Annotated in this window: 23 protein-coding genes; 4 read left to right on the top strand and 19 right to left on the bottom strand. The window is 61.6% G+C overall.

Annotated features, from left to right (window positions below; translation table 11 throughout):
• Nucleotides 1–90: 90 nt before the first annotated feature.
• The 4 genes from ACI3K3_RS00595 to ACI3K3_RS00580 are packed head-to-tail and all read right to left on the bottom strand — an operon-like array spanning nt 91 to nt 3,418.
• On the bottom strand, nt 91–771 hold the full coding sequence (locus ACI3K3_RS00595) for an isochorismatase family protein (RefSeq protein ID WP_404911431.1): 681 nt from the start codon (nt 769–771) through the stop codon (nt 91–93).
• Between the two features lie 2 nt (nt 772–773).
• Nucleotides 774–1,697 carry an alpha/beta fold hydrolase gene (locus tag ACI3K3_RS00590; RefSeq protein ID WP_404911430.1) on the bottom strand — a complete coding sequence of 308 codons (924 nt, stop codon included), beginning with the start codon at nt 1,695–1,697 and terminating at the stop codon, nt 774–776.
• A gap of 1 nt (nt 1,698) precedes the next feature.
• Nucleotides 1,699–2,391 carry an alpha/beta fold hydrolase gene (locus tag ACI3K3_RS00585; RefSeq protein WP_404911429.1) on the bottom strand — a complete coding sequence of 231 codons (693 nt, stop codon included), beginning with the start codon at nt 2,389–2,391 and terminating at the stop codon, nt 1,699–1,701.
• Nucleotides 2,392–2,443: 52 nt separating this feature from the next.
• Nucleotides 2,444–3,418: an alpha/beta fold hydrolase gene (locus tag ACI3K3_RS00580; protein ID WP_404911428.1), complete on the bottom strand. Its 975-nt coding sequence runs from the start codon at nt 3,416–3,418 to the stop codon at nt 2,444–2,446.
• 265 nt (nt 3,419–3,683) lie between these two features.
• Here ACI3K3_RS00580 and ACI3K3_RS00575 point away from each other — a divergent pair, with 265 nt between their 5' ends.
• Together ACI3K3_RS00575 and ACI3K3_RS00570 are read left to right on the top strand one after the other, a co-directional pair.
• Nucleotides 3,684–6,770 carry a triple tyrosine motif-containing protein gene (locus ACI3K3_RS00575; RefSeq protein ID WP_404911427.1) on the top strand — a complete coding sequence of 1,029 codons (3,087 nt, stop codon included), beginning with the start codon at nt 3,684–3,686 and terminating at the stop codon, nt 6,768–6,770.
• Complete coding sequence (locus ACI3K3_RS00570) at nt 6,767–7,381, top strand: response regulator (protein WP_404911426.1); 615 nt, start codon at nt 6,767–6,769, stop codon at nt 7,379–7,381. Before ACI3K3_RS00575 ends, ACI3K3_RS00570 begins: the two co-directional genes overlap by 4 nt.
• On the opposite strand, the gene ACI3K3_RS00565 is transcribed toward ACI3K3_RS00570, so the two are convergent.
• From ACI3K3_RS00565 to ACI3K3_RS00530, 8 genes are all read right to left on the bottom strand, one after another.
• On the bottom strand, nt 7,316–7,918 hold the full coding sequence (locus ACI3K3_RS00565) for a transcriptional regulator (protein WP_404911425.1): 603 nt from the start codon (nt 7,916–7,918) through the stop codon (nt 7,316–7,318). The two genes, ACI3K3_RS00570 and ACI3K3_RS00565, sit on opposite strands and share 66 nt — an antisense overlap.
• 206 nt (nt 7,919–8,124) lie before the next feature.
• Nucleotides 8,125–9,174, bottom strand: coding sequence for a proline iminopeptidase-family hydrolase (locus ACI3K3_RS00560; RefSeq protein WP_404911424.1), 1,050 nt, complete (start codon nt 9,172–9,174; stop codon nt 8,125–8,127).
• A gap of 289 nt (nt 9,175–9,463) precedes the next feature.
• Entirely contained in the window at nt 9,464–9,937 is a 474-nt protein-coding gene (locus ACI3K3_RS00555) for a nuclear transport factor 2 family protein (protein WP_404911423.1), read from the bottom strand.
• The gene (locus ACI3K3_RS00550) at nt 9,934–10,425 is read right to left on the bottom strand and encodes a flavodoxin (RefSeq protein ID WP_404911555.1); all 492 of its coding nucleotides are present in this window, start codon (nt 10,423–10,425) and stop codon (nt 9,934–9,936) included. The genes ACI3K3_RS00555 and ACI3K3_RS00550 overlap by 4 nt, the downstream gene beginning before the upstream one ends.
• 101 nt (nt 10,426–10,526) lie before the next feature.
• A complete protein-coding gene (locus ACI3K3_RS00545) occupies nt 10,527–10,856 on the bottom strand; it encodes an aldo/keto reductase (protein WP_404911422.1) in 330 nt (109 codons plus the stop codon).
• Between the two features lie 127 nt (nt 10,857–10,983).
• Entirely contained in the window at nt 10,984–11,841 is an 858-nt protein-coding gene (locus ACI3K3_RS00540; protein ID WP_404911421.1) for an aldo/keto reductase, read from the bottom strand.
• Between the two features lie 20 nt (nt 11,842–11,861).
• A complete protein-coding gene (locus ACI3K3_RS00535) occupies nt 11,862–12,845 on the bottom strand; it encodes an aldo/keto reductase (protein ID WP_404911420.1) in 984 nt (327 codons plus the stop codon).
• Nucleotides 12,846–12,860: 15 nt separating this feature from the next.
• Entirely contained in the window at nt 12,861–14,246 is a 1,386-nt protein-coding gene (locus ACI3K3_RS00530; RefSeq protein WP_404911419.1) for an MFS transporter, read from the bottom strand.
• Between the two features lie 206 nt (nt 14,247–14,452).
• On the opposite strand from ACI3K3_RS00530, the gene ACI3K3_RS00525 reads away from it, so the two are divergent.
• Nucleotides 14,453–15,346 (top strand): LysR substrate-binding domain-containing protein, encoded by an 894-nt coding sequence (locus tag ACI3K3_RS00525; RefSeq protein ID WP_404911418.1) that lies wholly within the window; start codon nt 14,453–14,455, stop codon nt 15,344–15,346.
• On the opposite strand, the gene ACI3K3_RS00520 is transcribed toward ACI3K3_RS00525, so the two are convergent.
• From ACI3K3_RS00520 to ACI3K3_RS00500, 5 genes are all read right to left on the bottom strand, one after another.
• Complete coding sequence (locus ACI3K3_RS00520; protein WP_404911417.1) at nt 15,334–15,843, bottom strand: cupin domain-containing protein; 510 nt, start codon at nt 15,841–15,843, stop codon at nt 15,334–15,336. The two genes, ACI3K3_RS00525 and ACI3K3_RS00520, sit on opposite strands and share 13 nt — an antisense overlap.
• On the bottom strand, nt 15,843–16,271 hold the full coding sequence (locus ACI3K3_RS00515) for a carboxymuconolactone decarboxylase family protein (RefSeq protein WP_404911416.1): 429 nt from the start codon (nt 16,269–16,271) through the stop codon (nt 15,843–15,845). The genes ACI3K3_RS00520 and ACI3K3_RS00515 overlap by 1 nt, the downstream gene beginning before the upstream one ends.
• 65 nt (nt 16,272–16,336) lie before the next feature.
• Entirely contained in the window at nt 16,337–17,362 is a 1,026-nt protein-coding gene (locus tag ACI3K3_RS00510; RefSeq protein ID WP_404911415.1) for an alpha/beta hydrolase, read from the bottom strand.
• A gap of 105 nt (nt 17,363–17,467) precedes the next feature.
• Nucleotides 17,468–18,481, bottom strand: a complete 1,014-nt coding sequence (locus ACI3K3_RS00505; protein ID WP_404911414.1) for an alpha/beta hydrolase — start codon at nt 18,479–18,481, stop codon at nt 17,468–17,470.
• Between the two features lie 317 nt (nt 18,482–18,798).
• Nucleotides 18,799–19,086: a hypothetical protein gene (locus ACI3K3_RS00500; protein ID WP_404911413.1), complete on the bottom strand. Its 288-nt coding sequence runs from the start codon at nt 19,084–19,086 to the stop codon at nt 18,799–18,801.
• 539 nt (nt 19,087–19,625) lie between these two features.
• On the opposite strand from ACI3K3_RS00500, the gene ACI3K3_RS00495 reads away from it, so the two are divergent.
• Nucleotides 19,626–21,710 (top strand): TonB-dependent receptor domain-containing protein, encoded by a 2,085-nt coding sequence (locus tag ACI3K3_RS00495; RefSeq protein ID WP_404911554.1) that lies wholly within the window; start codon nt 19,626–19,628, stop codon nt 21,708–21,710.
• A 316-nt stretch (nt 21,711–22,026) separates the two neighbouring features.
• Here the strand turns inward: ACI3K3_RS00495 and ACI3K3_RS00490 are convergent, their stop codons facing one another.
• The gene (locus tag ACI3K3_RS00490; RefSeq protein WP_404911412.1) at nt 22,027–23,127 is read right to left on the bottom strand and encodes a hypothetical protein; all 1,101 of its coding nucleotides are present in this window, start codon (nt 23,125–23,127) and stop codon (nt 22,027–22,029) included.
• Entirely contained in the window at nt 23,111–23,668 is a 558-nt protein-coding gene (locus tag ACI3K3_RS00485; RefSeq protein ID WP_404911411.1) for a hypothetical protein, read from the bottom strand. Before ACI3K3_RS00485 ends, ACI3K3_RS00490 begins: the two co-directional genes overlap by 17 nt.
• Between the last annotated feature and the right edge of the window lie 80 nt (nt 23,669–23,748).

Below are 23,748 nucleotides of genomic sequence, written 5' to 3'. Positions count from 1 at the left end.
GCGCGGTCTTCGGATCGGCAGCGCGCCAGAATGGCAGCAGCACCATAATGGAGCGCCGAAGGCAAGGGCTTGGGTTCGGGCGTCCAGCGCTCAAGCGATTGTTTGGGCGGCTTTCTGCGCCCGCACATAGCTTTCCACCACCGCTGCATAGTTCGGTGCGACGAGGCCGTAGAGCTGCACCAAATCTGCCGCCTCCGGACGGGCCCAGGTGCGATGAAGCTCCGAAAGCAGTGCGTTGGTCGATGTCGGCTTGACGCCGCCCTGGACGAACCGGGCGAGCGATGTTCGCGATGCCATTTCGCTAGGATCGCCCGAAGCGTCCAGGACCGCATAAACGTCGTAGCCAGCGGCGACGGCGTCGAGCGCCGGGAACATCACACAGACGCTGGTCCAAACGCCCGCCATGACGAGAGTCTTGCGGCCGGTGGATTTTACCTCTGCCACGAAATCGTCGTTGTCCCAGGCATTCACTTCTCCCTTGCGAGGCACATAGACCGCATGCGGCGCGTGGCAGTGGATCTCCGGCATGAGCGGCCCGTTGCTGCCCGCAGGCTCTGACGCCGTGGTGATCACCGGGATGTGCAGCAACGTCGACAGCCTGGCGATCATCTCCACGTTGCGCCGCAGGTCGGCAACAGGAATGTCCTTGACGGTCTGGAACAGCCCGGACTGATGATCGAGCAGCAGGATCAGCGTGTCGGCCGGATCCATGAGCGCGGCGCCGCCGCCGGAGGGAAGAATGCTCGACTTGGCACGCATTGGGGTCTCCATGGTCATGCTCCTTCTTTCGTATCGGCAGATGTTGCCGCCCCGGTGACGGGCTGGCGGCCAAGAAAATCGCGGATCAGCGGCACCATTTCGTCCGCCTTGTCCTCAAGTGCGAAGTGCCCGGTGTCGAGCAGATGCAGTTCGGCTTGCGGCAAGTCCCGAAGGAATGCCTCCGCGCCTTCAACGGAAAAGATCGGATCGTTCCGCCCCCACAAAATCAGGGTAGGTGGCTGGGAAGCGCGAAAGTAGGCATGGATCGCCGGATAGAGCGCAACATTGGTACGATAGTCGTAGATGATTGCAAATTGGATCGCATGGTTTCCCGGGCGATCGAGGAAGAGCTGATCGTGCAACCATGCTGCCGGGTCGATCCGGGTTTCATCCCTTACCCCGGCCACGTACTGAAAACGCGTGCTCTCTTGCGTGAAGAAGGGAAGCATGGCGGCCCGGTTGACTTCGCTGTTGTCAGCCCAAAGCGCGCGTGTCGGCGCCCAGAAATCCTGCATGCCTTCTTCGTAGGCGTTGCCGTTCTGGACGATCAGAGCGGTGATCCGATCCGGGTGCTTAAGTGCCAGCCGAAAGCCCGTCGGCGCGCCATAGTCCATCACATAGAGGGCATATCGGTCGACGCCCAACGCTGCGAGCAGGCCGTCCACCACGTCGGCAAATGCCGCAAAGCTGTATTCGTAGCTGCCGAGGGGCGGTGCGGCTGACAGTCCGAAGCCGGGAAGATCCGGCGCGATGACGCGGTAGGTATCCTCGAGCGCCGGAATGAGGTTGCGGTACATGTGCGACGAGCTTGGAAAGCCGTGCAGCAGGAGCAGGACCGGTGCGTCAGCCGGCCCCGCTTCCCGGTAGAAAATTTCAAGGCCAGCGATCGTGGCTGTGCGGTGGTGCGTCCCAGGGCGAGGCGCCGATGCGGAGACCATGTCAGGCAACTGTCTGCGCGGCTGCGGAAATGAAGTCCGCGACCTCATGCGGGCGGGAGAGCATTGCGGCATGGCTACTGTCGATTTCGGACAAGCGGGCGCCGGCCCTCTCCGCCATGCGGCGCTGGGCGCTGGGGGGGACCATGCGGTCTGCGCTGGCTAGGAGATAGAAAGTCGGGCGAACCTTCCACCCCACGCGGGTGACGGGTGCGGTGGCAGCGCCGAGCCACCAGGGCATCTGCGCTACCGCCATGAAACGGGTGATATCGGGATCGACATCGGCGGCGAACGCTTCGGGAAAGTGCGCGGGATTGACGACGAGGTAGCCATTCTCGGGCGGCAGTACCGGCGCTTTTGCCTCACCCTCCTCTGCTGGAGCTTCGTTCAACACCGCAACCGATTCCCCGGCATCGGGTACGAAAGCCGCGATGTAGGCGATGGCTTTGACCTTGGGGTTGTCACCCGCCTCTGTGACGACGGCACCGCCATAGCTGTGGCCGACAAGGACCACTGGGTGGCGCGCCTCGGCAATTGCCCGCTCCGTCGCGGCCACGTCGCCCTCCAGCGTGATGGCCGGGTTCTGCACGACCAGCACCTCATACCCTTCCGCCGACAGCAGCGTGTACACCGCCTGCCAGCCGGAGCCATCGACGAACGCGCCGTGCACGAGCACGACCGATAGGTTCTTGGACATATCTGGTCCTTTCGGGAGAACGCGCGCGGTAGCGCCGCGCGCTTTCCGGTTGCTATTTGCAGATCTTGCGATCGAGGAAGTTCCGGATCAGCGGCGCCATTTCATCCAGCCGATCCTCAAGCGCGAAATGGCCGGAATCGAGGATATGGATTTCGGCATCGGGGAGATCGCGCAGATATGGGTGCGCGCCGGCTTCAGGGAAGATCTTGTCGTTCTTGCCCCAGACGATCAGCGTCGGCGGCTTTCGCTCGCGGAAGAACGCCTGGAATTGCGGATAGAGCGGCACGTTAGCGCCATAGTCTCCCAGCATATCGAGCTGCACGTCGCGGTTGCCCGGCCGGTCGAGAAGCGCCTGATCGTGGACCCAGTTATCCGGGCTGATGCGCTCTACGTCGCCCATGCCATCGGTATATTGAAACTTGGTGATATCCAGCGTGACCAGGCCATTCAGCGCATCGCGATTTTTCTGCGAGCGGTCACGCCAATAGACTTTGATCGGATCCCAGAAAGGAGACTGAAGGCCCTCCACATAGGCATTGCCGTTCTGGACGATCAGACCGCTGACGCGTTCGGGATGCTTCAGCGCCAGACGATAGCCGATCGGTGCTCCGTAATCCATGACGTACATCGCATAACGGCTGGCGCCGATCTGGGTCACCAGCTTGTCGACGATGTCCGCCTGATGCGCGAAAGTATAGGCGAACTGCGTGTGGCCTGGCGCGTCGCTCTGCCCGTATCCCGGATAGTCCGGCGCTATGACGTGGTAGCGATCGGCCAAAAGGGGAATGAGGTTGCGGAACATGTGAGACGAAGTCGGAAAACCGTGCAGCAGCAGCAGAACCGGCGCCCCGACCGGCCCCGCTTCGCGATAGAAGACTTTCACCCCGTCGATCTGCTTGGACTTGTAGTGGATGACCGGAACGGGGAGTGCGGCGGATTGCTGCGCGGCTGCCGGGCAACCAGTTTGCGCGGCAGCCGGTACGGCGAGTATTGCGCCGGCCAGTGCTATGGGGATCAGTCGTTTCATGCGTCGTTCCTCCGTCGGGGCAGATTTGCCGGGACAGTGTCACCGCCTCGCCATGACATTGTGGGTCCGAAGTATCACCGCGTCGCCAGCCGATGGAGTAAAGCGCGGTAAGATGTTGTAGTCGTTCGCGCTTCGCGCACGGGTAATGGTTGCTAGTGCGAGTGCGCGCGGGCAAAGTTCTGGACGGGCGTAGGGGGCGCTATGCGCAGGCCGACGGTTGCAGCGCCTCCGGGCCTGATCCAGGTACGGTTGATTGGGGGTAAGCATGCAAGCGGAGTTTGGCTATGTCCGCACATCCGTCGCGATCCTGCGGCAGTGGCTCTGCGCCTTGCTACTGCCCTTGGCCATGCTGCTCGTCGGCACGGCATGTCTTGCACGCGATGGGCAGTTCGGACTGGCCCAGTTCAAACATACGCGCTGGACGGTTGATGACGGCGCCCCAACCGGCATCACCGCGATTGCACAGACCCCGGACGGTTGGCTTTGGCTCGCGGCGTCCGAGGGTTTGTTCCGCTTCGACGGCGTCACGTTCGAACGTGTGCCGCTGCCCGCCGGGTCACGGATGGAGCGTGCCTCCCCGTCCGCGCTCCTGGTTTCGCGAGCCGGCGAATTGTGGGTGGGCTTCGCACAGAACGGCGGTGTCGCAACCTACCGCCGAGGCATGCTGCACGCAGTGTCGATGGGGGAGCCGCCTTCCCGAATACTGGGCTTCGCCCAGACATCCGGCAAAGCGATTTGGGCTGTCGCGGGCGTATCCTATCGTGAAAATCGTCTGTATCGTTTGGCTCACGGCCGGTTGGAGACGGTGGATGAGCGCCTTGGGCTGCCGGCGGGTTTCCCGGGCCCACCGTGCGTAACCGCAGACGGAACCTTGTGGATCAACCTGGAGGCGGAGCACAAGAACCTGCTGGTTTCCTTACCTCCAGACGCGGCACGCTTTCGGAACAGCCCCGTCCGTACAGAGATGACTGCCGCCTGCTCGGTCGATCGGGTGGGCCGGCTGTGGATTTCCGATAAGGGCGGCACGAGAATGACGGTCGGTTCCGACGGCCAGAGCATCGCCCAACCCATCGCCTACCCCGCAGTTCCCAACTCCGAACGCACCGCCTTGGCATTCGACCCTGCCGGCGGGCTATGGGGAAGCACCAATTCGGTCGGAATCTTCTACGTTGCAGACGCGGGCAGAGTGCATGCCACGGCCGCTTCGCCGCTTGAGCGATTTATGGCTGCTGACGGTCTCACGTCGGACGTGGTCCGCAAGCCATTCGTCGATCGGGAAGGCAATATCTGGTTCGGGAGCGAGCTGGGCCTCGACCGGTTTCGTGTGGCGAGCGCCGTGCGGGAATCACGCATGAAGGGCGACCCTGGCTTGGGTTTTGCCATGAGCGCCTCGGAAGATGAGATCTTCGTGTCGACTGATCACGCGGTCTACCAGATCACGCCCACAGGTCCTCGAAAAGTCCTTGATGGTGGGCTCTTGGGCATATGCCCGGCGAATGGCGGTGGGTTCTGGGGCGTGCTGGACTCCAGGATCACCCATTGGCGCAGCGGCGTGCGGTCGGTATTGACCCCGCCACCAGGCCAAGCCCTGATCGGAACCTGTGCTCAGGACCGTTCCGGCCGCCTCTGGGTCGGGATCATGCCGGGCGACGCGATGTGGCATGACGCCAGCGGGTGGCACCGCCTCAGCAAGTCCGGACCGGTAATGCAGGAGCCTGATCTCGTCGTCACCCCGTCCGGCGACGTCGCCTATGTGGCGTCGAGGGCCCTGGTCCGGCTGAACAGCGCCGGCGCGACGACGACCGACCTGAAGCGGTACGACCTTGGAACCATAAGCAAGATTGCCGTTGGCCTTAGCGACATCTTCGTCAGCGGTAACAACGCCCTTCTGCGAATTCGAGGGAACCGCATCACGCGGATCGATGCGCGTCGTTTTCCCTGGGTCGCCCGGCTGAGGGGACTTGTCCAGACATCGCGCGGCGAAACCTGGATGCGGAGCAATCATTCCATTTCTCAGGTTGCCACTGCCGCCCTGGACCGCGCATTCGAGGATCCGCACGCATCGCTCGATCGCAGGTACTACGATTTGCGCGATGGACTCAGCCCTTCCCAGAACGCGGCGTACCCCGGCCCGCAACTCGGCGTTGGCAGCGATGGAAGGATCGTGCTGCTGGAGCGCCCCGGCGTGTCTTACATCGATGTTCCCAGACTCGGGAATGACGCGTCACCTCCGCCAGTCGTGATCCGTTCGCTCTCAAGCGGGGGGAAGGTCTATCGCGATCCCTCTAAGCTGACGCTGCCAGCCGGCACCCACTCCCTGGACATCGGTTATGCGGGCCTGAGCCTGACCGCGCCACATCGCATCCAGTTCCGCTACCGCCTCGAAGGTGTTGACGATGACTGGGTTCTGCCTGGCACGCGAAGACTGGCCTCCTATGCCAATCTTGGTCCCGGCGTGTATCGCTTCATCGTGAGCGCCGCGGGCAGCGACGGCCTGTGGAATGCCCATGGGACGACGCTCGACATAGAAATTCCGCCAACTTTTGTGCAAAGCTGGCCTTTCAAGCTCATCTGCGGGCTGATCGTGCTTGGTTTCCTCTGGATGGCCTACGCGCTGCGGTTGCGCGCTGTCGCCAGCCGCATCCGCATGCGCATGGCGGAGCGGGTCGAGGAGCGCGAAAGGATTGCCCGCGATCTGCACGATACGCTGCTCCAATCGGTGCAAGCGTTGACGCTGCGGTTCCAACTGGTGGTCGACGAACTTCCGATCGAGGAACGCGCTCGCCCCGCACTGGAAGCAGCGATCGATCGGGCGGATCAGGTCATTGCCGAGGGGCGCGATAGGGTCAAGGAACTGCGGCTCCCCAGGGACGGTAACGATATCGAGGAAATCATGGCTAATCTGGTCCAACAGCAGGGCTTCGATCCGCTGACCGCCCTGTCGATCGAGACGGTAGGAACACCGCGCGCCCTCGACCCGCTGGCGCTTGACGAAATCGCGCGCATCGCCGGGGAGGCAATATTCAACATCCGGCGCCACGCCCGGGCGACCCGCATCGCTATAGAAATCCGCCATCAATTCAACTTCGCCATCTCGTTTGCCGACAACGGCATGGGGATCGACCCAGACGTTATCGAAGCGGGTAGCAGAGACGGCCATTTCGGCCTGCCCGGCATGCGTGAACGCGCGCGGAAGCTAGACGGCGATCTTGTCATCCGCCGCATCGATGAAGGCGGTACCCAGGTGCTACTCGCCATACCCGGCAGGATTGCGTATAAAACGCCGAGGCCCAATTGGTTTTCGCGCTGGTGGAAGTCATTGACGCGGCCGTCCGGGAACCTGACAACATGATCCGAGTGTTGATCGTCGATGACCATCCGATCGTTCGCGAGGGCATTGCGGCACTGATCGAACGCCAATCCGATATGGTCGCCGTCGGCGAAGCAGCGAATGGCGAGGAGGCAGTCGAGCGCTTTACCGCGCTGCTCCCCAATATAGTGCTGATGGACGTCCAGATGCCTGGAATGGACGGTATCGCCGCAGTGGAGGCCATTCGACGCGTATCGGCGGATGCGGCAATCCTGATGCTCACGACCTATCCGGGCGACGCCCAGGCCGTCCGCGCGATACGCGCCGGAGCGGCAGGCTATCTGCTGAAGAACAGCATACGAAAGGAACTGCTCGACGCGATCCGTTCGGTGCATGCGGGCCGCCGGACGATTAGCCCGGACATCGCCCATGCCCTGGCGGTCCACGCACTGGATGAACAACTGAACGCGCGTGAGTTGGCGATCCTGCCGCTGTTGGCCGAAGGTCAATCCAACAAGCAGATCGCCTGGCATCTCAGCGTCTCGGCGGACACGATCAAAGCCAACCTGAAGCAATTGTTTGCCAAGCTAGGGGTAGACGATCGCACTCATGCGGTCACGGTGGCGGCACGGCGTGGTTTCATCGAACGCTAGTTCTTCGGGGAGAGGCATTCTCAAAATGCCCCCCAACTCCTCTGCCGATACACGCCGCGATCCGGCCATGATCTGCTGCAGCTCCAGCCGGATCGCTTCGACTGCATCGATCAACCCCACTATCCGCTCTACCATGGCCGCGTTGCCGCCCTCGGCAAGGCAGGCCGAAGGCCGTACCGGCGCGATGAAGCGGTAGCCCCGGCCCACAACTGTTGCGATGTATTGCGGCGTAGTATGACTTTCCCCTAGCGCGCGGCGCAGGCTGGCCATAGTAACCTTGAGATTGGCTGCGTCGACAAAGGTCGTTGGCCAGACGCAGGATACGAGTGCTTCCTTCTCGACCAACTCACCGGCTCGTTCGACCAACGCAGTGAGAAGGTCGAGCGCCCGCCCACCGATCCGCACGGGCTTCCCATGGCTGAGCAGCAACTGCCGCTCCGGCTTTAGGACGAACGTCCCGAAAGCGAAGGAGCGGGAGGAAGAACGCTCCCCCTCGCCCATAAGCGTACCCGAAATCCGGACAGCGGCGATCGTCATCGATTGACCTTCCTGCTGCGCCTCGCGAGGCATCAATCCGGCACCTGGCTCGCACAGTGTAACGCGGGCGACAGCCGATAACCCCTTGTAGCGAAACAAACGCTGCAGCGCGCGCCCCACCTGGGTCCGGGCTTATACCCGATCGGGTAATTGCGCTATTTTATCGGGCGGAAGGACACGGCGTCAGCCACTGCAACTTCATGCCGTCACGTTTCGTTGAGGAATCGGCGGATCAATGCGTTATATCGTTCGGGCTGTTCGACCATCGTCATGTGAGAGCAGCCCGCCATCACCGCCAGGCTCGCATCTCCCGCGATGCCGTCTCGAATGGTTTCATGACAATCAATCGTTATCTCGTCGAACTGGCCGGTAGTGATCAATGTCTTCTGGGTTATCGCTTTCAGGTCTTTGCGCCGGTCCCAGTCCTTGATTTTGCCCACGATGGTGAATTCGTTGGGACCGTTCAACACGCGATAGGCGATTGATCTGGAGATCGCCTCGAAGCTGACAAGGGCGTCGGCGGACGGCTTGGTCCGCAAAACGAAATTGTCATAAAATATTTGAGTAAGGCCCGCATATTCCGGTGTGCCGGTCTTGCCTGCCAGTTCCAGCGCCCGCAGCTTTGCGGCGAAACCGTCGGGCATTGCGGCGATCAATCTTTGTAGCCCGCCAACCACCTGGGGAACGCTCGCCAAGGCACCTGCCAGGATGAGCTTTTCCACACCGGCGCCTCGAGCTTGGCAGAGATATTCAATTGCCAGAAGTGTCCCCCACGAATGCCCATAAAGAACCACCCGATCAAGGTTTAGCGCCTGCCGCACCGCGTCGACCTCGTCGATCGAGCGCTGAATGGAGTAAATGCTCTCGTCATCGGGAGAGTCGGCGTTCCCGCAGCCCAGTTGATCGTAGAAGATCACGGGGCGCTCATCGGCTAGCGCTGTCATGGATAATAAATAGTTGTGTGCTGCACCTGGGCCGCCATGCAACATCAGCAATGGCGTCTTATCGCCAGCCCCAAACCTGCGCCAATACACCTTTCCGCCTGGCACTTCGGCATAGCCGGAGGAGGAGTACGACGACGAAGGAAAACTGACCGCACGCGCCATCGAACTGCTTGCAGCGGTCGTTCCGATAAGCCGTGCGCCGCATGTCAAAACTGTACGACGTGTCCAACCTGTGCTGGTTTTCATTTTTAGCTCCACAATGTGCAGTTTGGTTCTGCCGTTGCTGGAGCAATCAGAGAAAACGGCCGACATGGGGAGGCATGTGGTCCTGTTTTTACCACAATTGACCTTCGCCTGGCTTTGGTCTTACTGATACGAAGCATTCGAAATGCGCCTGACTGCGATCACGTTGCAGCCTTTCCACTTCTTCGCCGACATAGCGGTCGTAGGCCATCTCACTTCGGCTTCCTGACAGCTGCTCTAGCTTCATCGAATAGCAAGTGAACCTGAACAAGTTGTCGTGGGACGAAACCGTCGTCCCCACACGTTGCTGCGAACGACAGGTTTTTGGCGGAAAACGACGTAACGTGTCGCTGGATCTTCAGTCCTTAAGCAGCCTCGTGAATGACAGAGACCCGAGCTTCCATTGATCCTGGGTTCGCACGTAAACCTCTGTCACCATGAATGGGTTTACAACCTCCCGGCCCCGAACGATGGCGATCAATCGAATGTGACTTAACACGATTGCGGTTGTGCCGATGACACGGGTGGAGACATCTTTGATCTCAGCATGCTTGTATTGGATCGCACCGCTTCGAATGACTTCAAGCTCGGCCGTTTTCGACATCGTGCCGCCCATGTGTACGAAAACGGCCTGATCGTCGAACAGCATATCCAGCTCCGCGATTTCGCGTTGCGCCATCCAATCCCACTTTTGCCGAGAGAGGGCGACAAGTTCACGGTCGGCAGCTTGGCCAACAGCTGGAGCGGGTTCGGTCGACGGAGCGGCTTTCGCAGAGCTCATCACTGGAATGGCGAGACTCAATGCACCCAGGCAGCGGATGAGCGTTCTCATCTTTCATTCTCTCCTGTTCGGCCAAGCCAGGCCCTGATTTGATCGAGTGTGCGCCGCTCCTGATCAGCCTCCATTACAAAGGGCGGTTCGATCCGCGCCGCCGGCGCATGCTTACTCAGAGTTTCAAGCGCAGAGCCCACGCCAAAACCGCCATGGGTGATGAATGGCCGCATGACCTTCGCCTTCAGATCATGGGCCTTCAGGAAGGAGATGATTGGCGGCGGCGCTGCTTCGCCCCAGATGGGGAACCCTAGAAATATCTCATCGTAGGCAGCCATGTTTGAGACCCGTTCGGCAAGGGGTGGCTCGTAGCCGCTCTCGCGCTCGCGCGTCGCCTGAGCGACATGGTTCTCATAGTCCTCCGGATAAGGGCGAGCAGGCCGGATCTCAAAGAGGTCTGCGGAAAGAGCACGGTGTAGCGTCTCAGCTATGACCCGAGTGTTCCCGGATCGCGTGAGGTAAGCGACGAGGGTCCGATTATCCGACATGGACGCCTTCCCTCCATCCTGGGCGCAAGCCGCAGTGCTGGCGAAGGCGAATGCAGCAGGAGCGCCAATGATCATGCGCCTCGAAAGGTCCGGCCCGGTGCTCATGGTGTTTTTGGCGGTGCTTCGACACCGGAAAAGGCCTGCACTGTGAGCGGCAGACGCTCGCCCTTGACTGTGATCCCGGAGACCGCAGCCTTCAGTTCCGCCGCTTCTGCAATTGTAAACCGGATCGCGGCCGCGCCGGCGTTCTCCATCATGTGCGCCATCTGGGTCGTGCCGGGAATGGGGAAGATCCAAGGTCGCTGGATCAACAACCAGCCCAACGCGGTCTGCGCCAAGGTTGCCTGCTTTCGGTCGGCCCAGCTTTTCAACAAGGTCACCAGAGCGAGGTTCGCGTCGATGTTTTCCTTGGCGAGGCCGATGGCCGACACTTTGAGAGAACCGAGATTCCGCCTGCCCCCCGATGGGATCGGCTTGCTCGGAGACGAAGTGCCGGCAGTCATCGCTCCGACTTCACTCGCCCTGATGCGGTTTCATCCGACATGGATCCTTCTCCGATCAGAGCTTGCGGGTGCCGAGCCATTTCACCATCGCCGGATCGCGATGGTCGAAGAAGCTGCTGGCCTTCTGGTCGAGCGTGGAAATCGCCGCGATGTCTTCGTCATCGAGGGCAAAGTCGAAGATCGCGAAATTCTCGGCCATGCGCTCCTTGCGGACCGACTTGGGGATCGCAACGATGCCGCGCTGGTTCAGCCAGCGCAGCACGACCTGAGCGATGCTCTTGCCGTGCTTGTGCCCGATCGAGGCGAGCAATTCGTTGCTGAACAGCCCGTTCTTCCCCTCGGCAAACGGCCCCCAGGCCTCCGCTTGCACTTTGTATTCCTCGAGCAGGGTCTGAGCGTCGGCCTGCTGGTGGAAAGGATGGATCTCGATCTGGTTTACCGCAGGCGCAATTTCATTGTGCAGCACGAAGTCGAGCAGCCGGTCGGGATAGAAATTGCTCACCCCGATGGCCCGGATCCGACCTTCGCGATGGAGGTCCTGCATGGCCCGCCAGGCACCATAGACGTCGCCGTAGGGCTGATGGATCAGCCAGAGGTCGAGATAGTCGAGTTGCAGCTTGTTCAGCGAACGCTCGAAAGCTGCCTTGGCGCCTTCGTAGCTGGCGTCCTCGATCCACAGCTTGGTCGTGACGAACAGCTCGCTTCGGTCGATGCCATGATTGCGAATGGCCTGTCCGACAGCCTCTTCATTGCCATAGGAGGTGGCGGTATCGAGCAGGCGATAGCCGACATCGATGGCGTCACGCACACTGCGTTCGCATTCCGCCGGATCGGGTACCTGGAAGACGCCGAAGCCGAGGCTGGGCATTTCCACGTCGTTGTTCAGCGTGACGTAGGGAACGGTCTGGGTCATGGGACTTCCTTCGCTTCAGATCAGCGATTGACGAGGCTCTGGGCAGACGCAGGATAACGCTCGCCTACCAGTTCGATGGCTGTCAGGGCCTCGCGAATACGAACAAGATCGGGCTCGGTCAGTTCGATGGCGACAGCACCCAGATTTTCTTCGAGCCGGTGCAGCTGGGTGGTGCCGGGGATCGGCACGATCGACGGTCGCTGGCCCAGCAGCCAGGCCAGGGCAATTTGCGCGGGGGTCGCATTCTTCTCGGCCGCGAGACTGACGACCAGTTCGACAAGACCTTGGTTGGCCTTGAGGGCATCGGCCTGGAAGCGCGGGACCGTGCCTCGGAAGTCGTCCTTGGCGAAGACGGTATCCGCACTCATCCTGCCGGTCAGGAAGCCTTTGCCGAGCGGTGCGAACGGGACGAAGCCGATACCGAGTTCATCGAGGAGAGGCAGGACCGCGTGCTCCGGCTCCCGCCAGAACATCGAATATTCGCTTTGAAGGGCGGCGACCGGCTGCACGGCATGGGCACGGCGGATGGCATCGATGCCGGCCTCCGACATCCCGAAATGCTTGACCTTGCCCGCCGCGATCAGGTCCTTGACGGCGCCCGCCACATCCTCGATCGGCACGTTGGGATCGACGCGGTGCTGATAGAACAGATCGATGCGATCGGTGCGCAGGCGGCTCAGCGCTTCATCGGCCACCTGGCGGATCCGTTCCGGACGGCTATCCAGGCCTTGCGCCGGAACGCCGTTCACGAAACCGAACTTGGTGGCGATGACCACCTGGTCGCGAACCGGCTCAAGCGCTTCGCCCACCACCTCCTCGTTGAGGCCGGGACCATAGGCTTCGGCAGTATCGAAGAACGTCACCCCTCTCTCGTGGGCAGCCCGGATCAAAGATACGGCCTCGCTGCGTTCGATCGGCGGGCCATAGCCGAAGCTGAGGCCCATGCAGCCGAGGCCGATCTCCGAAACCTCAAGTCCGCCACGTCCGAGTTCGCGTGTCTTCATGGGAATGCCTTTCGTTCAAGCGGCGCCGGTGGCGCCCAAGGGTTTGATTTCCGGGGCGCGGTCGGCCGCGACGATCGTGGTCAGCACCACCACCAGGGCGAGAGCAAGCATCACGGTGCCCGCGTCGAATGCGGCGCCGATGCGCGTGACGGCGAGGGCCTGTCCCTGCAGTCCTGCGCTTGCCATTCCGGCAATGGCGACAAGGAAGCTAAGACCCACCGAACTTCCGATCTGGTGGGCGACGTTGACGGCTCCCGAGGCGGCGCCGGCATTCGCGTGGGCCACTCCGGCGATGCCGGCAGACGTCAGCGGGCTCAGAGTCAGGCCCTGGCTCACGCCGATCAGCAGCATCGGCAGCGCGACGGTGGTGATGTAGGGCGAAGTGGCGTTCGCGAAACTGAGCCATCCCATCCCGGCAATTCCGATGACGATACCGACGATCATCAGGCGGTTGGCGCCGTACGACTTGACCAGCCGGGGCACGGCAATCGCGAATGGCACATGGAGGATGGTTGCGGGAATGAAGGCGAGGCCGCTCATGGCCGGGCCGTAACCCCTCACATTCTGCAGATAGAGGGTCGTGAAGAAAAAGAACCCGACCATGCCGCCGAGATAGAGCACCCGCGCGGCATAGGCCCCCGACCGCACGCGGCTGGAAAACAAGCCAAGCGGCAGGATCGGCTGGGCAGCCCGCCGCTCGATCGATACGAACAGAACGATCAGCGCGATTGCTGCGGCCAGAGCCACTATGGTGATCGGGTCGCTCCATCCGGTCTGCGCGGAACGGATGAAGCCGAAGACCAGGCCGCCGATGCCCAGCGTGGAGGTCAAGGCTCCCGGCAGATCGAAGCGCCCGGTATGCTTCGGCGTTTCCTCGATGTAGCGATAGGCCGCTGCGATCAGGCCGATACCGACAGGCAGGTTGACGTAGAACCCGGCGCGCCACGACACCCACTCGGCCAGGATGCCGCCAAGAACCAGCCCGACCGTGGCCGAGGCACCCGCTGCTGCCGCATAGTAGGAGACCGCGCGCGTGCGTTCATGTCCTTCGGCGAAGTTGGTCTGCAGCAGGGCGAGGGTCGAAGGTGCGAGTACGGCGGCGCCGAAGCCCTGGATAGCGCGCCACGCCAGCATCCATGTGGCCGAAGGAGACGCGCCGATCGCCAGCGACGCCAGCGTGAAGATGGCAAGGCCCGTCACGAACATCCGCCGACGCTCGAGGATGTCTCCGGCCCGCGCGCCCAGCAGCATGAAGCCCCCGAACGTCAACGTGTAGGCACTTTGCACCCAGGCGAGATTGGCCTCGCTGAAACCAAGCTGCTCGTGGATCTTGGGAAGGCCGGTAAGCACGACCGAGATGTCGAGGACGATCATCACGTAGCTGACAAGGATTATCGCCAAAATGGCGCCCTTGTGAGGTTTGTCGGGGCGAGGTTTGTCGGGGGTTTGCAGGCGCAGGTTCATCGCGAGGTCTATCCGAAGCTCTCGTCAGGCTGCCCGGGGATCGCGCTCAGGCAACACAGGGAATTGTCGGATCTGATATAGCTTGCGCGCGGGAATGCGATTAGGTGCCATAATCGGCATGTCGCCATAAGGTAGTCTAATCAATGGCAGGCGAAAACTATAACGAGCTGGCCGCGTTCGTGATGGTGGCGCGCGAGCGCAGCTTTACCCGCGCGGCGGCGAAGCTGGGTGTTTCGCAGTCGGCACTCAGCCAGACGATCCGGGGGCTTGAAGAGCGACTGGGCCTGCGATTGCTCACCCGCACGACCCGCAGCGTTTCACCTACCGAAGCTGGGCACCGTCTTTTCGGCACCGTGGCACCGCGCTTCGAAGAGATTGCGCTGGAGCTTGCCTCGCTGAGCCAGCTGCGAGACAAGCCGTCCGGTACGATCCGCATCAATGCCGGAGAGCATTCGGCAATATCTCTGCTCCAGCCCGCACTACGCAAGTTGCTGCCAGCCAATCCCGATATCCGGGTCGAAATCGTCGTCGATTATGGCCTTACCGATATCGTCGCCGAGGGGTTCGATGCTGGCGTGCGTCTGGGAGACCAGGTGGCCAAGGACATGATCGCGGTGCGGATCGGTCCGGACCTCCGCATGGCCGTCGTCGGCTCGCCCGAGTATTTCGCCCGCTATCCGGTGCCCCGCTCGCCGCAGGATCTGACCGGGCAAAACTGCATCGGCATTAGGTTGCCCACTTATGGGGGCATCTTCCCATGGGATCTCGACAAGGATGGGCATGAGGTCAACGTCCGGATCGAGGGACAACTGGTTTTCAACAATATCAGCTTGCGCCTGCAGTCGGCGCTGGATGGCCTGGGTCTTACATACCTTCCGGAGGATCAGGTACTGCCCTACATCGAACGGGGCCAGCTGATCCGGGTGATGGAGGACTGGTGCGGACCCTTTCCCGGTTACCACCTCTATTATCCCAGTCGCCGCCACTCTTCTCCGGCCTTCGCGCTCCTTGTCGAGACGCTGCGCTATCGCGCCTGATTGCGGACCGCTTCCGCGTATTGGGCATCGCTGACAAGTTCCTTCCAGGTCACGGACCGGCCATTGCTGCTCTCCGCCAGCGCGACGTGGGTCATCGCTTCGTCCGGGCCGGCGCCGTGCCAGTGCTTGACGCCGGGGCCGATCCAGACGACGTCCCCCGCCCCGAACCGCTCCGCAGGCTGCCCCCACTGCTGCACATACCCGTGGCCGCGCGTTACGACGAGGGTCTGGCCGAGCGGATGCGTGTGCCATGCGGTATGCGCACCTGGAGCGAAGGTGACGGTCCCACCGCCGATGCGGGCGGGCGCTTCCCGCTGAAAACGGCCCTCTACCTCTGCCCTTCCGGTGAAATTGGCGGCCGCACCGGTGGACTTCTCGGTGGAGCCCTCCCGGATCACCGAAACGCCCGGTGTCGAAGCCTTGTCATCACCCGCCACAGCGGCGATGGGCAGACAGGCAACGCCAATGGCCATGGCGACCTTGCTTGAACGGTGCATCACTCAGCCTCACTCTTGGGATGAAAGACCTCGCGCGCGACGCCCACGGCGCTGATCGCATTGGGCCAGCCCGCATAGAAAGCAAGCTGGGTGATGGCCTCCACGATCTCGGTTTCGGTGACCCCGTTGCGACGGGCGAGCTGCATGTGCGATCGCAACTGCTCGGGGCGGTTGAGCGCGATCAGCGCGGCGACGGTGATGAGGCTGCGGTCCCGCTTGGCCAGTCCTGGCCGTTCCCACACGTCGCCGAGCAGGACATCGTCGGTGAGTTCAGCCAGCTTGGGAGTGATATCGCCCATTAGTTGCTGTGCTCGCGACTGCTGGCCGGTGGTCTCCGCAGTGGTTGTCTGAGCCTGAACCAAAGTCGGCATCCCGGATCCGAGAATTGCGCCTGATAGAAGGAGCAGTCTGTGCGTGATCGCCTTCATATCGAAATTCCTATGTTTCTTGAGAATACGACGATGCCCTGTGGGCGCTGGAATTGCGCTCCCTTTCAGACGCCAAGCGTACGCGAAAAGAACGGCACCAGTTTGCCGAGAGCGATCTCGACATACTCGGGCACCCAATAGGTCTCGATGTGCCGCGCACCGGGGATTTTGAAGAGTTCCTTGTCCTGGGTGCCCGTTGCCTTCGAAAAAGCGTCCTCGGTCAAGTAGAGGGTATCAGCCTCACTGCCCGCCATCATCAGCAGCGGTACGTCGATCAGTTCGATCTGATCAGTCGCATCCCAGCGCATCAGATCCATGAGGCTGCTGGTAGTGTACTTGAAGGTCGAGCCGGGGTGCGCGTTGGTGCGCCAATAATAGTGATACCCCTGGCGATAGAGATCAAACGGCAGCGCCGCGATCTGGGCGTCGGTAAGGTCCGCATCTCCTGAGTAGAGGACCGCACCGCCTTTTGCTTCCTGCGCGCGGGCAGCGGATGCCTGCGTGAGACGCTCCTGGATCGTCGCGACCTGCGTGTCATGGAAGCCATTACGGCGCACGCGGCCCGAGTTGAACATGCTGAGGGTCGCAACCGCCTTGAAGCGCTTGTCCGTCTTGGCTGCTGCGAGCGAATACCCGCCGCCACCGCAGATCCCGTAGAGCCCGAGGCGATCGGCATCGACACCGGGGAAGCCCGAGATGAAATCTGCGGCGCCATGGATGTCCTCAATGCGGTGAGTCGGCTTGTCGACGCTGCGCGGGGTGCCACCGCTGCCACCTTGATAAGCAGCATCCATGGCAATCGTGATGAACCCGCGTTCGGCCAAATGCTGAGCATAAAGGCCAGCAGTCTGCTCCTTCACCCCGCCGTTTGGATGCGCGACCACGATCGCAGCATAGGACTTGCCCGGATCATACCCCGCCGGCGTGTAAACGTTGGCGACGATGTCCAGCCCATGCAGCCTGTAACTGGAGGGACGGATATTGACCTTGCCCGGCTCGTTCTTCGCGAGTGCACCGTCGTAAACCAGTGTGAACGGGTTATCGCGGTAGTCCAGCGGCGTCGCGGTCCGCTCGGTCACGGCTTGGCTCATGGAGGGCGCTCCTATCAGTGCGGTTGTTAGGAACAGCGCGGAAGTTCCGAGAAACTCGCGCCTGCTGCGATGGGAAGGCAGTTCAGCCATTTTGGGAAATCCTGCTCAGTCGAGGTTCTTCTCGGCGAGGAATCGCGACACTTGATCGGCAATCGCGACGTTGTTCAGGTCGGACATCATGAAGTGCGTGTTTCCGCGGATACCGATCTCCGGGAGATGGACCAGGCGGGCATCACCGCCGTGCCGGGTAACGGCGGCGACCCAGAGCTTCGCCATGGCCAGGCGCACGCGCCAATTATCCTTGCCACGCTCGGCCGTCGGTTCGGTTGGAATGTTGTCGCCATAGTAGATGACGATTGGAATACGGGTGAGCCTGGCGAAGTGAGATGATGGAATCTCGACGGCCTTGAGCGTGCCGGCGGCACTCGGCATATCGGCCGGCGCCTCACCTTTCGGGAAAACGAAGCCGCTGCCGGGCTCGAAGGCGACCACGGCCTTGACGTTGGGACTTCGGATCGCCGTCAGCCAACCGGGCTCGCCACCCTGCGAGTGTGTGAACAGGATCGCAGGCCCCGTCCTTTCCAGCAGCGCGGTCATCGCGGAGGATATGACCTGGGCATCATAGGGGCCCGTGTTCGGCGTTACTGCGCGGAAGAACTGATCGAGGGTCCGGGGATCGCGATCGAACTGCACGCCATCGAAAAACCTAGGCCAGGCGCCCAAGCGGAACTGGTCGAAGAACAGCTGATCGTTGGGTGCAGGCTCCACGATCGCGGCAACAACGCTGTTACCCGCGCGCCCGCGCCGGGGCTGATCGACAACGTATGTCGTGAAGTGCCGGCGCAGGAACAGGGTCTGGAAGCCCTCGCGCCCATCCGGGGTCGTTTCCCAGCTGCGCCCCGACTGGTAAGCGCCGTGAAGCATGACGATAGGCAGGCGCCGTGGCTTCTCCGGAACCTGATAGAAGGCGTAGAGGTGATCCCCATGGAAGCTCTGGCCCTGAGCGGTCGGGGCGTTGTTGACGTAAGTCCCAGGCGTCTTCTGAACGGTTCCGCCTGCAGAAAAGCTGCCTTGCTTCGCAATGATGAGAGGTTCAGTTTTCCTGTCGGCCCCGCTCACAGGCGAGGCAACGAATGCCCCGATCACTGCCAGAATCGGTAGAGATGCTTTGAATGGCGCCATGGTCGTCCTCCAGCTTCCAGGAGGAGGATAGCGCGACCGAATCTTTGTGATTAGGCAGCTAAATGTGCATACCACGATAAGCTGAGCTAATTAAACCGAACACGCCGTCACCAAGCGTCAAGTCTGGAATGCCGGACGAACTGTAGACATGAAGCGCGCGCTCAAGCCGAAGCAAATATCGGGAAATCCGCTTCTACCTGAATCAGCAAACCTTCCTCGGGAATGCGGCGGTGCCGCGTCCCCGAATGGCTGCTTCAGGATTTGTCCCCAGAAGGACGCTGCTGAACGAGCAGCAATACCAGTCCCGCGCCACCCGCTATCGCGGCCGGCAGCGCAGCATAGGTCACGCCGAGCAAGGACATCGCAACTCCTCCGAGAGCAGGGCTGAACACGATGCCGGAATTGAAGCCCGCGATGTTCAGGCCCGCGGCAACATCCACCGCGTGGAGCTGATGCCTCTCGGCGATCGACAGCAGTCGCGCTTGCAACGGGGGCACTGCGCCAAAGGTCAGTAGCCCGAGCGCTGCCGTCAGCACAGCCATTGCGGGCATCGAGGATACGGCCAAGAACATCAGGAGTGGCGCAATGTTAGGTGAACACACCGGACGAACCGATGTAAGCCAGAACCGTAACAGCGACGCCAAGTAGCAGCTTGGGATGGATTAAAGCCCCGAGAGCGCCCGACGCTGCGCCAGCTCCCGAACGGTGCACTGGTGCACGGTCCGGACGGGTCCAGTTATGGAATATATCGAGGCCGATGATCCGTATGGGTTGTAAGTGCTTTCTGTCGCCTGAGCCGCCGTGCTCGGGTTCCTGATAGAGCAAATAGACAACGCCGATTCTTCATTCAATGTCTTAGCATATGATTTGGTCCGCTGAAGCGCGACCTTTGTTGCTCCGCTGTTTCGGCTCGAGAGCTTTATTTTCTCCAAAAGTAAGATCATATTTCTCAAAGGTTTCCTCGCCGCCAGGCAATTGACAGCCGCGCTACCCGAATTCACCTGCCCTGCAAATGCGAGTCACTCGCATCTTTAAGGGGGAATTCAGCTTGGTCAGAATCACACATCGTCACGCCCGTCGCATGGGCGGTGCCAGCCTTATCGCATTGGCCGCTTTCGCAGCGCCGACAGCACTCGCCAAGGAAGCCGCAGACGAGACCGGAACTCCGATCGTCGTCACGGCGGCGGGCTATGCGCAGGACATCACCCAGGCGCCTGCAAGCATCACCGTGATCGATCGCACCGACCTTCAGGACAAGCGCTTCGTCAGCCTCGCAGAAGCATTGCAGGACGTCCAGGGCGTCGATGTCGGCGGCGAGGCGGGCAAGACCGGCGGGCTCAACATCTCGATCCGCGGCATGCCCAGCGAATACACGCTGGTACTGATCGACGGTCGCCGTCAGAATGCGCCGGGCGGCGTCACTCCCAACGGTTTCGGTGAAACCTCCACCAGTTTCATGCCGCCCTTCGCCGCGATCCAGCAGATCGAGGTGGTGCGCGGGCCCATGTCCACGCTTTACGGTTCGGATGCGATGGGCGGCGTCGTCAACATCATCACCCGCAAGGTCGGCAACCGCTGGGTCGGCAGCGCCTCGGCCGAGAGCACGATCCAGGGCGACGAGCGCTTCGGCAACATCCAGTCTGTCACCGGCTTCGCGCAGGGCCCAGTGGTCAAGGACCTTGTCGGCCTGACCCTGCGCGGCAGCGTGTTCCACCGCGAGGGCTCGAACATCGAGATCCCGGGCGACCCGGCGCTGACGCTGGGCCGCAATCCGGTCCGCTCCGACATCTACACTTACGGCGGTCGCCTGAGCTTCACGCCCCACGCCGACCACGATCTGTGGCTGGAATTCGACCGCAACGAGCAGACCTACGACAATACCGAAGGCCAGCTCGGCACGCTGGGTTCGGGCGGCTATTCGCCCACCCAGAAGTTCAACCGCACCAATTACGTTGCAGCACATACCTGGCGCGCGGGTGACTTCGGCCAGCTCGACACCACGTTCACGCGTAACGAGACCGAGACGATCGGCCGCCTCGTCCCCAACGGCACTCCGGGCGCCACGCCCGGCAGCGCGCGCAATCTGGAGGCGCGCAACGACATCCTGGACTCGCGCTTTGCCGGCAAGGCCGGGCCGGTCGCCTTCACCGTCGGTGGCCAGTACTGGTGGGCCCGCATGGTGGACGGCGTAGCCCCCGCCCCCTTCAAGTTCGAACAGTGGGCCGGCTTTGCGGAAGCCACGCTCACCGTGGTCGACGGGTTCAATCTGACCGGCGGCGCGCGCTACGATGATCACTCGACCTTCGGCTCCAAGTGGTCGCCCCGCGCCTATGCGGTGTGGAACGTCAACGACGACTTCACCCTCAAGGGAGGCGTCAGCCGGGGCTTCAAGACCCCGCGCGTCGAGCAGATTGCCAGCGGCATCATCGGCTTCGGCAGTCAGGGCCGCGTGCCCCTGATCGGCACGCCGGGCCTGACGCCCGAGACCAGCACCAGCTACGAGGCGGGCGTCTACTACGATAGCCACGGGTTCTTCAGCGGCAACGTGACCCTGTTCAACAACGACTTCGACGACAAGATCGCGACGGGGCCGGGCATCCCCAACTGCTCGTTCGCAGGCAATCCCAACCGGCCGGGCTGCCTCGATGTCGGCAACTTCCCGGCGGTCGACCTGTTCGGCCAGTCGATCAACATCGACAAGGCGCGCACGCGCGGTGTGGAAGTGGCGACCCGCTTCACCTTCACGCCCACCCTCTCGCTTTCGGCCAACTATACCTACACCGACTCCGAGCAGCTCAGCGGCGCGGACGAGGGCTTGCCATTGGTCGGCGTGCCCAAGCACATGTTCAACGGCAACCTGCGCTGGAACGTGACCGACGCAGCGAACCTGTGGGCCCGCGCCGAAGTCCGTTCAAGCCGCTGGCGCGGCAACAACGCACAGCAGGAGGCTCTGGGCGATTTCCGTAGCTACGAGGTGTTCCACGTCGGCGGGTCTTACCAGTTCACCCCCGCCTTCCGCCTCGCCGCAACCGTCTACAACATCCTGGACACCGACTACGCAGTCTATGTCCCCTATGCGAACGGTTCGGTCACCGCATACACGCCAGCCTACTCGATCAACCAGGAAAGCCGCCGGCTCTGGATCTCGGCTAACGTCGACTTCTAAGCTTTCCAGGATGGCCTGCCGGTCGCTTGTGCCCAGAGCAGCGAGTGATCGGCAGGCAATGCCTGGCAGACCGAGTGACCTGCCCCTCGAAGGGATTCCCGCCAACATAACTGCCATAGAGCACCACAATTCGGCAAATGAGCCCGTTTACGGCGGATGCACTGAACACGTTCGTGTAACCGCCTTCGATGCTGATCCGCCGCATTGGGGAACCTGACGCGAAACCGAATGGCGTCATGGCGGGCTGCACATCGAAGAGAAGTGCTGAGCGAGCGCCAGCACCTCCCTTTCGGCTATTCAGGCACAGCGAATATCGTCAGGGAACCAACGCGGCGACATCAAGCCGTTTGCCGGCATATTCGGAATAGCCAAAGCTTTGGGGATCACCGTTGGCGTCGGATCCGAAGACGATCTGCGCAGGCAGTTTTCCGGTAAGTGGACCGAAGGTAAGCTTGAGCGCCATTTTTCCGGATTCCTTTCCTTCCAATCGCACGTTCCCTTGGTAAACGGAGTTGCCTTGGGGATTGACCTTGAGCATCTCAGATCCGGAGTAAGTGCCCTTTCCATCGTCACTATAGCCGACATAAACCTTCTCGATCGTCGCCGGGGTCCGCCGATACTGTATGTATCCTGTCTTCTGACCGTAAACCTTGACGTCGATGTTCCGCGACTTTTCCGCCAAGGCCGGAATTATTGAGAGGTCTGTCGATGCGTAGGGGATCGCGTCCGGCGTCGTGCGTGCCGCGATCGCTTTTCCCGGACGGTAGTCAGGCAGCGTCACCATCCGGATACGACGGCTGTCGCTCCCACGTTTGCCCTCGACCCACAGCGCCTTCTTGCCGCCCGGGTGCCATGACATCGGCGAACGAAAGACCCAGTTCTCATCACGGCTCAGATTGGATCCCAGGTATCCAGGCACCGTTTTCGAGGAAGCGATGTCGATCAGGGCGGGACCAACATTGCCCAGACGCGAGGACCGCACACCGACGACAGAATAGGTATAGGCGAACATGCTGAGGCCCATGTTCAAGCTCGCCGGATAAGGTCGGGGCAGCAATCCGAGCACCCCCGGATCGGTGTGCTCGGAAAAGCGCGTTGTCATGGTGATGCCAAGCCGCTGATCGGGTGAAAAGATCGTGGTTTCATTGTATCCCGGTGTATCCGTAACGGCATCAAGGCCAGCGCCGTCAAGATGCTGGACAACCGAATCCGGAACATCGCGCCGAACCGAACCGACCAGCGAAATGGCAGCCCCGCCATTCACGAATTGCTTCACTTCACCGCCGCGCACCGTCGTCGGGAGCACCCCGTCAGGGTGTTTAGGATCGGGCCCGAAGGGCTCGATAGTACTGATGATCCTCGGCTTTGTGATGGTGTACCCAGCCTCGCCGCGTTCAAGCTCACCGGTGAAAAACAACCGCAGAATAATTGGAGAGAAGAGTAGTCCAGGCGATGTGCCGATTGTCCGGCGCCACGATCATCTCCGACCAGCGATGAGAGATGAGGTCTCCATCAGCCACCTCCGAGGGATATGTTACCGGCAGCAACTGCGGACGATCGCAGTGATCGATACTGGAGGAACATTCGATCACGAAATCGCCCAGGAAAATGCGCCGATTGTCCGGAAACACCATGAAGCGAAGTCCGTTGTCCTTGCTTCGAGCGGGGATCGCCTGAGAGAAGAACGTCCTCAAGTTTTTGCCGTCGTCATCCATGGTCGCAAGCGTGATGAACCGGCGATCAGCATCTTGCTTATCGGCGTATGAAACCAGGATCCGGCCGGAGGGCGTGAAGGTGCCCGAACGGATCGCACGGCCCTCGTCAAAAGGCACCGTAGCGACATCGATGCGTCCCACCTGCATAACAGGTGCCACCGGAGCTGCCGATACCAGAGCGCTCCCGGCCAGCAGCGCGACACAGGTTGCCATGACGAAGCCACGTTTATTCACCTGAAACATCAACCTCTCCTGTCGACTAATTATTTGAGGCCGCAAATTCCGATCGGCGCCAGTCCCGCCGAAAAGGCGTAATTCTGCTT

The sequence above is a fragment of the Novosphingobium sp. ZW T3_23 genome (assembly GCF_044987305.1).
Lineage (GTDB): Bacteria > Pseudomonadota > Alphaproteobacteria > Sphingomonadales > Sphingomonadaceae > Novosphingobium.
This window is presented reverse-complemented; position numbering and strand designations above follow the sequence as displayed.

What these genes read in the sequence shown, in the direction of transcription:
- ACI3K3_RS00595 (WP_404911431.1), bottom strand. Translation starts at nt 771, where the DNA reads ATGGAGACCCCAATGCGTGCCAAGTCGAGCATTCTTCCCTCCGGCGGC.
- ACI3K3_RS00590 (WP_404911430.1), bottom strand. Translation starts at nt 1,697, where the DNA reads ATGGTCTCCGCATCGGCGCCTCGCCCTGGGACGCACCACCGCACAGCC.
- ACI3K3_RS00585 (WP_404911429.1), bottom strand. Translation starts at nt 2,391, where the DNA reads ATGTCCAAGAACCTATCGGTCGTGCTCGTGCACGGCGCGTTCGTCGAT.
- ACI3K3_RS00580 (WP_404911428.1), bottom strand. Translation starts at nt 3,418, where the DNA reads ATGAAACGACTGATCCCCATAGCACTGGCCGGCGCAATACTCGCCGTA.
- ACI3K3_RS00575 (WP_404911427.1), top strand. Translation starts at nt 3,684, where the DNA reads ATGCAAGCGGAGTTTGGCTATGTCCGCACATCCGTCGCGATCCTGCGG.
- ACI3K3_RS00570 (WP_404911426.1), top strand. Translation starts at nt 6,767, where the DNA reads ATGATCCGAGTGTTGATCGTCGATGACCATCCGATCGTTCGCGAGGGC.
- ACI3K3_RS00565 (WP_404911425.1), bottom strand. Translation starts at nt 7,918, where the DNA reads ATGACGATCGCCGCTGTCCGGATTTCGGGTACGCTTATGGGCGAGGGG.
- ACI3K3_RS00560 (WP_404911424.1), bottom strand. Translation starts at nt 9,174, where the DNA reads ATGTCGGCCGTTTTCTCTGATTGCTCCAGCAACGGCAGAACCAAACTG.
- ACI3K3_RS00555 (WP_404911423.1), bottom strand. Translation starts at nt 9,937, where the DNA reads ATGAGAACGCTCATCCGCTGCCTGGGTGCATTGAGTCTCGCCATTCCA.
- ACI3K3_RS00550 (WP_404911555.1), bottom strand. Translation starts at nt 10,425, where the DNA reads ATGTCGGATAATCGGACCCTCGTCGCTTACCTCACGCGATCCGGGAAC.
- ACI3K3_RS00540 (WP_404911421.1), bottom strand. Translation starts at nt 11,841, where the DNA reads ATGACCCAGACCGTTCCCTACGTCACGCTGAACAACGACGTGGAAATG.
- ACI3K3_RS00535 (WP_404911420.1), bottom strand. Translation starts at nt 12,845, where the DNA reads ATGAAGACACGCGAACTCGGACGTGGCGGACTTGAGGTTTCGGAGATC.
- ACI3K3_RS00525 (WP_404911418.1), top strand. Translation starts at nt 14,453, where the DNA reads ATGGCAGGCGAAAACTATAACGAGCTGGCCGCGTTCGTGATGGTGGCG.
- ACI3K3_RS00520 (WP_404911417.1), bottom strand. Translation starts at nt 15,843, where the DNA reads ATGCACCGTTCAAGCAAGGTCGCCATGGCCATTGGCGTTGCCTGTCTG.
- ACI3K3_RS00515 (WP_404911416.1), bottom strand. Translation starts at nt 16,271, where the DNA reads ATGAAGGCGATCACGCACAGACTGCTCCTTCTATCAGGCGCAATTCTC.
- ACI3K3_RS00510 (WP_404911415.1), bottom strand. Translation starts at nt 17,362, where the DNA reads ATGAGCCAAGCCGTGACCGAGCGGACCGCGACGCCGCTGGACTACCGC.
- ACI3K3_RS00500 (WP_404911413.1), bottom strand. Translation starts at nt 19,086, where the DNA reads ATGGCTGTGCTGACGGCAGCGCTCGGGCTACTGACCTTTGGCGCAGTG.
- ACI3K3_RS00495 (WP_404911554.1), top strand. Translation starts at nt 19,626, where the DNA reads ATGGGCGGTGCCAGCCTTATCGCATTGGCCGCTTTCGCAGCGCCGACA.
- ACI3K3_RS00485 (WP_404911411.1), bottom strand. Translation starts at nt 23,668, where the DNA reads ATGTTTCAGGTGAATAAACGTGGCTTCGTCATGGCAACCTGTGTCGCG.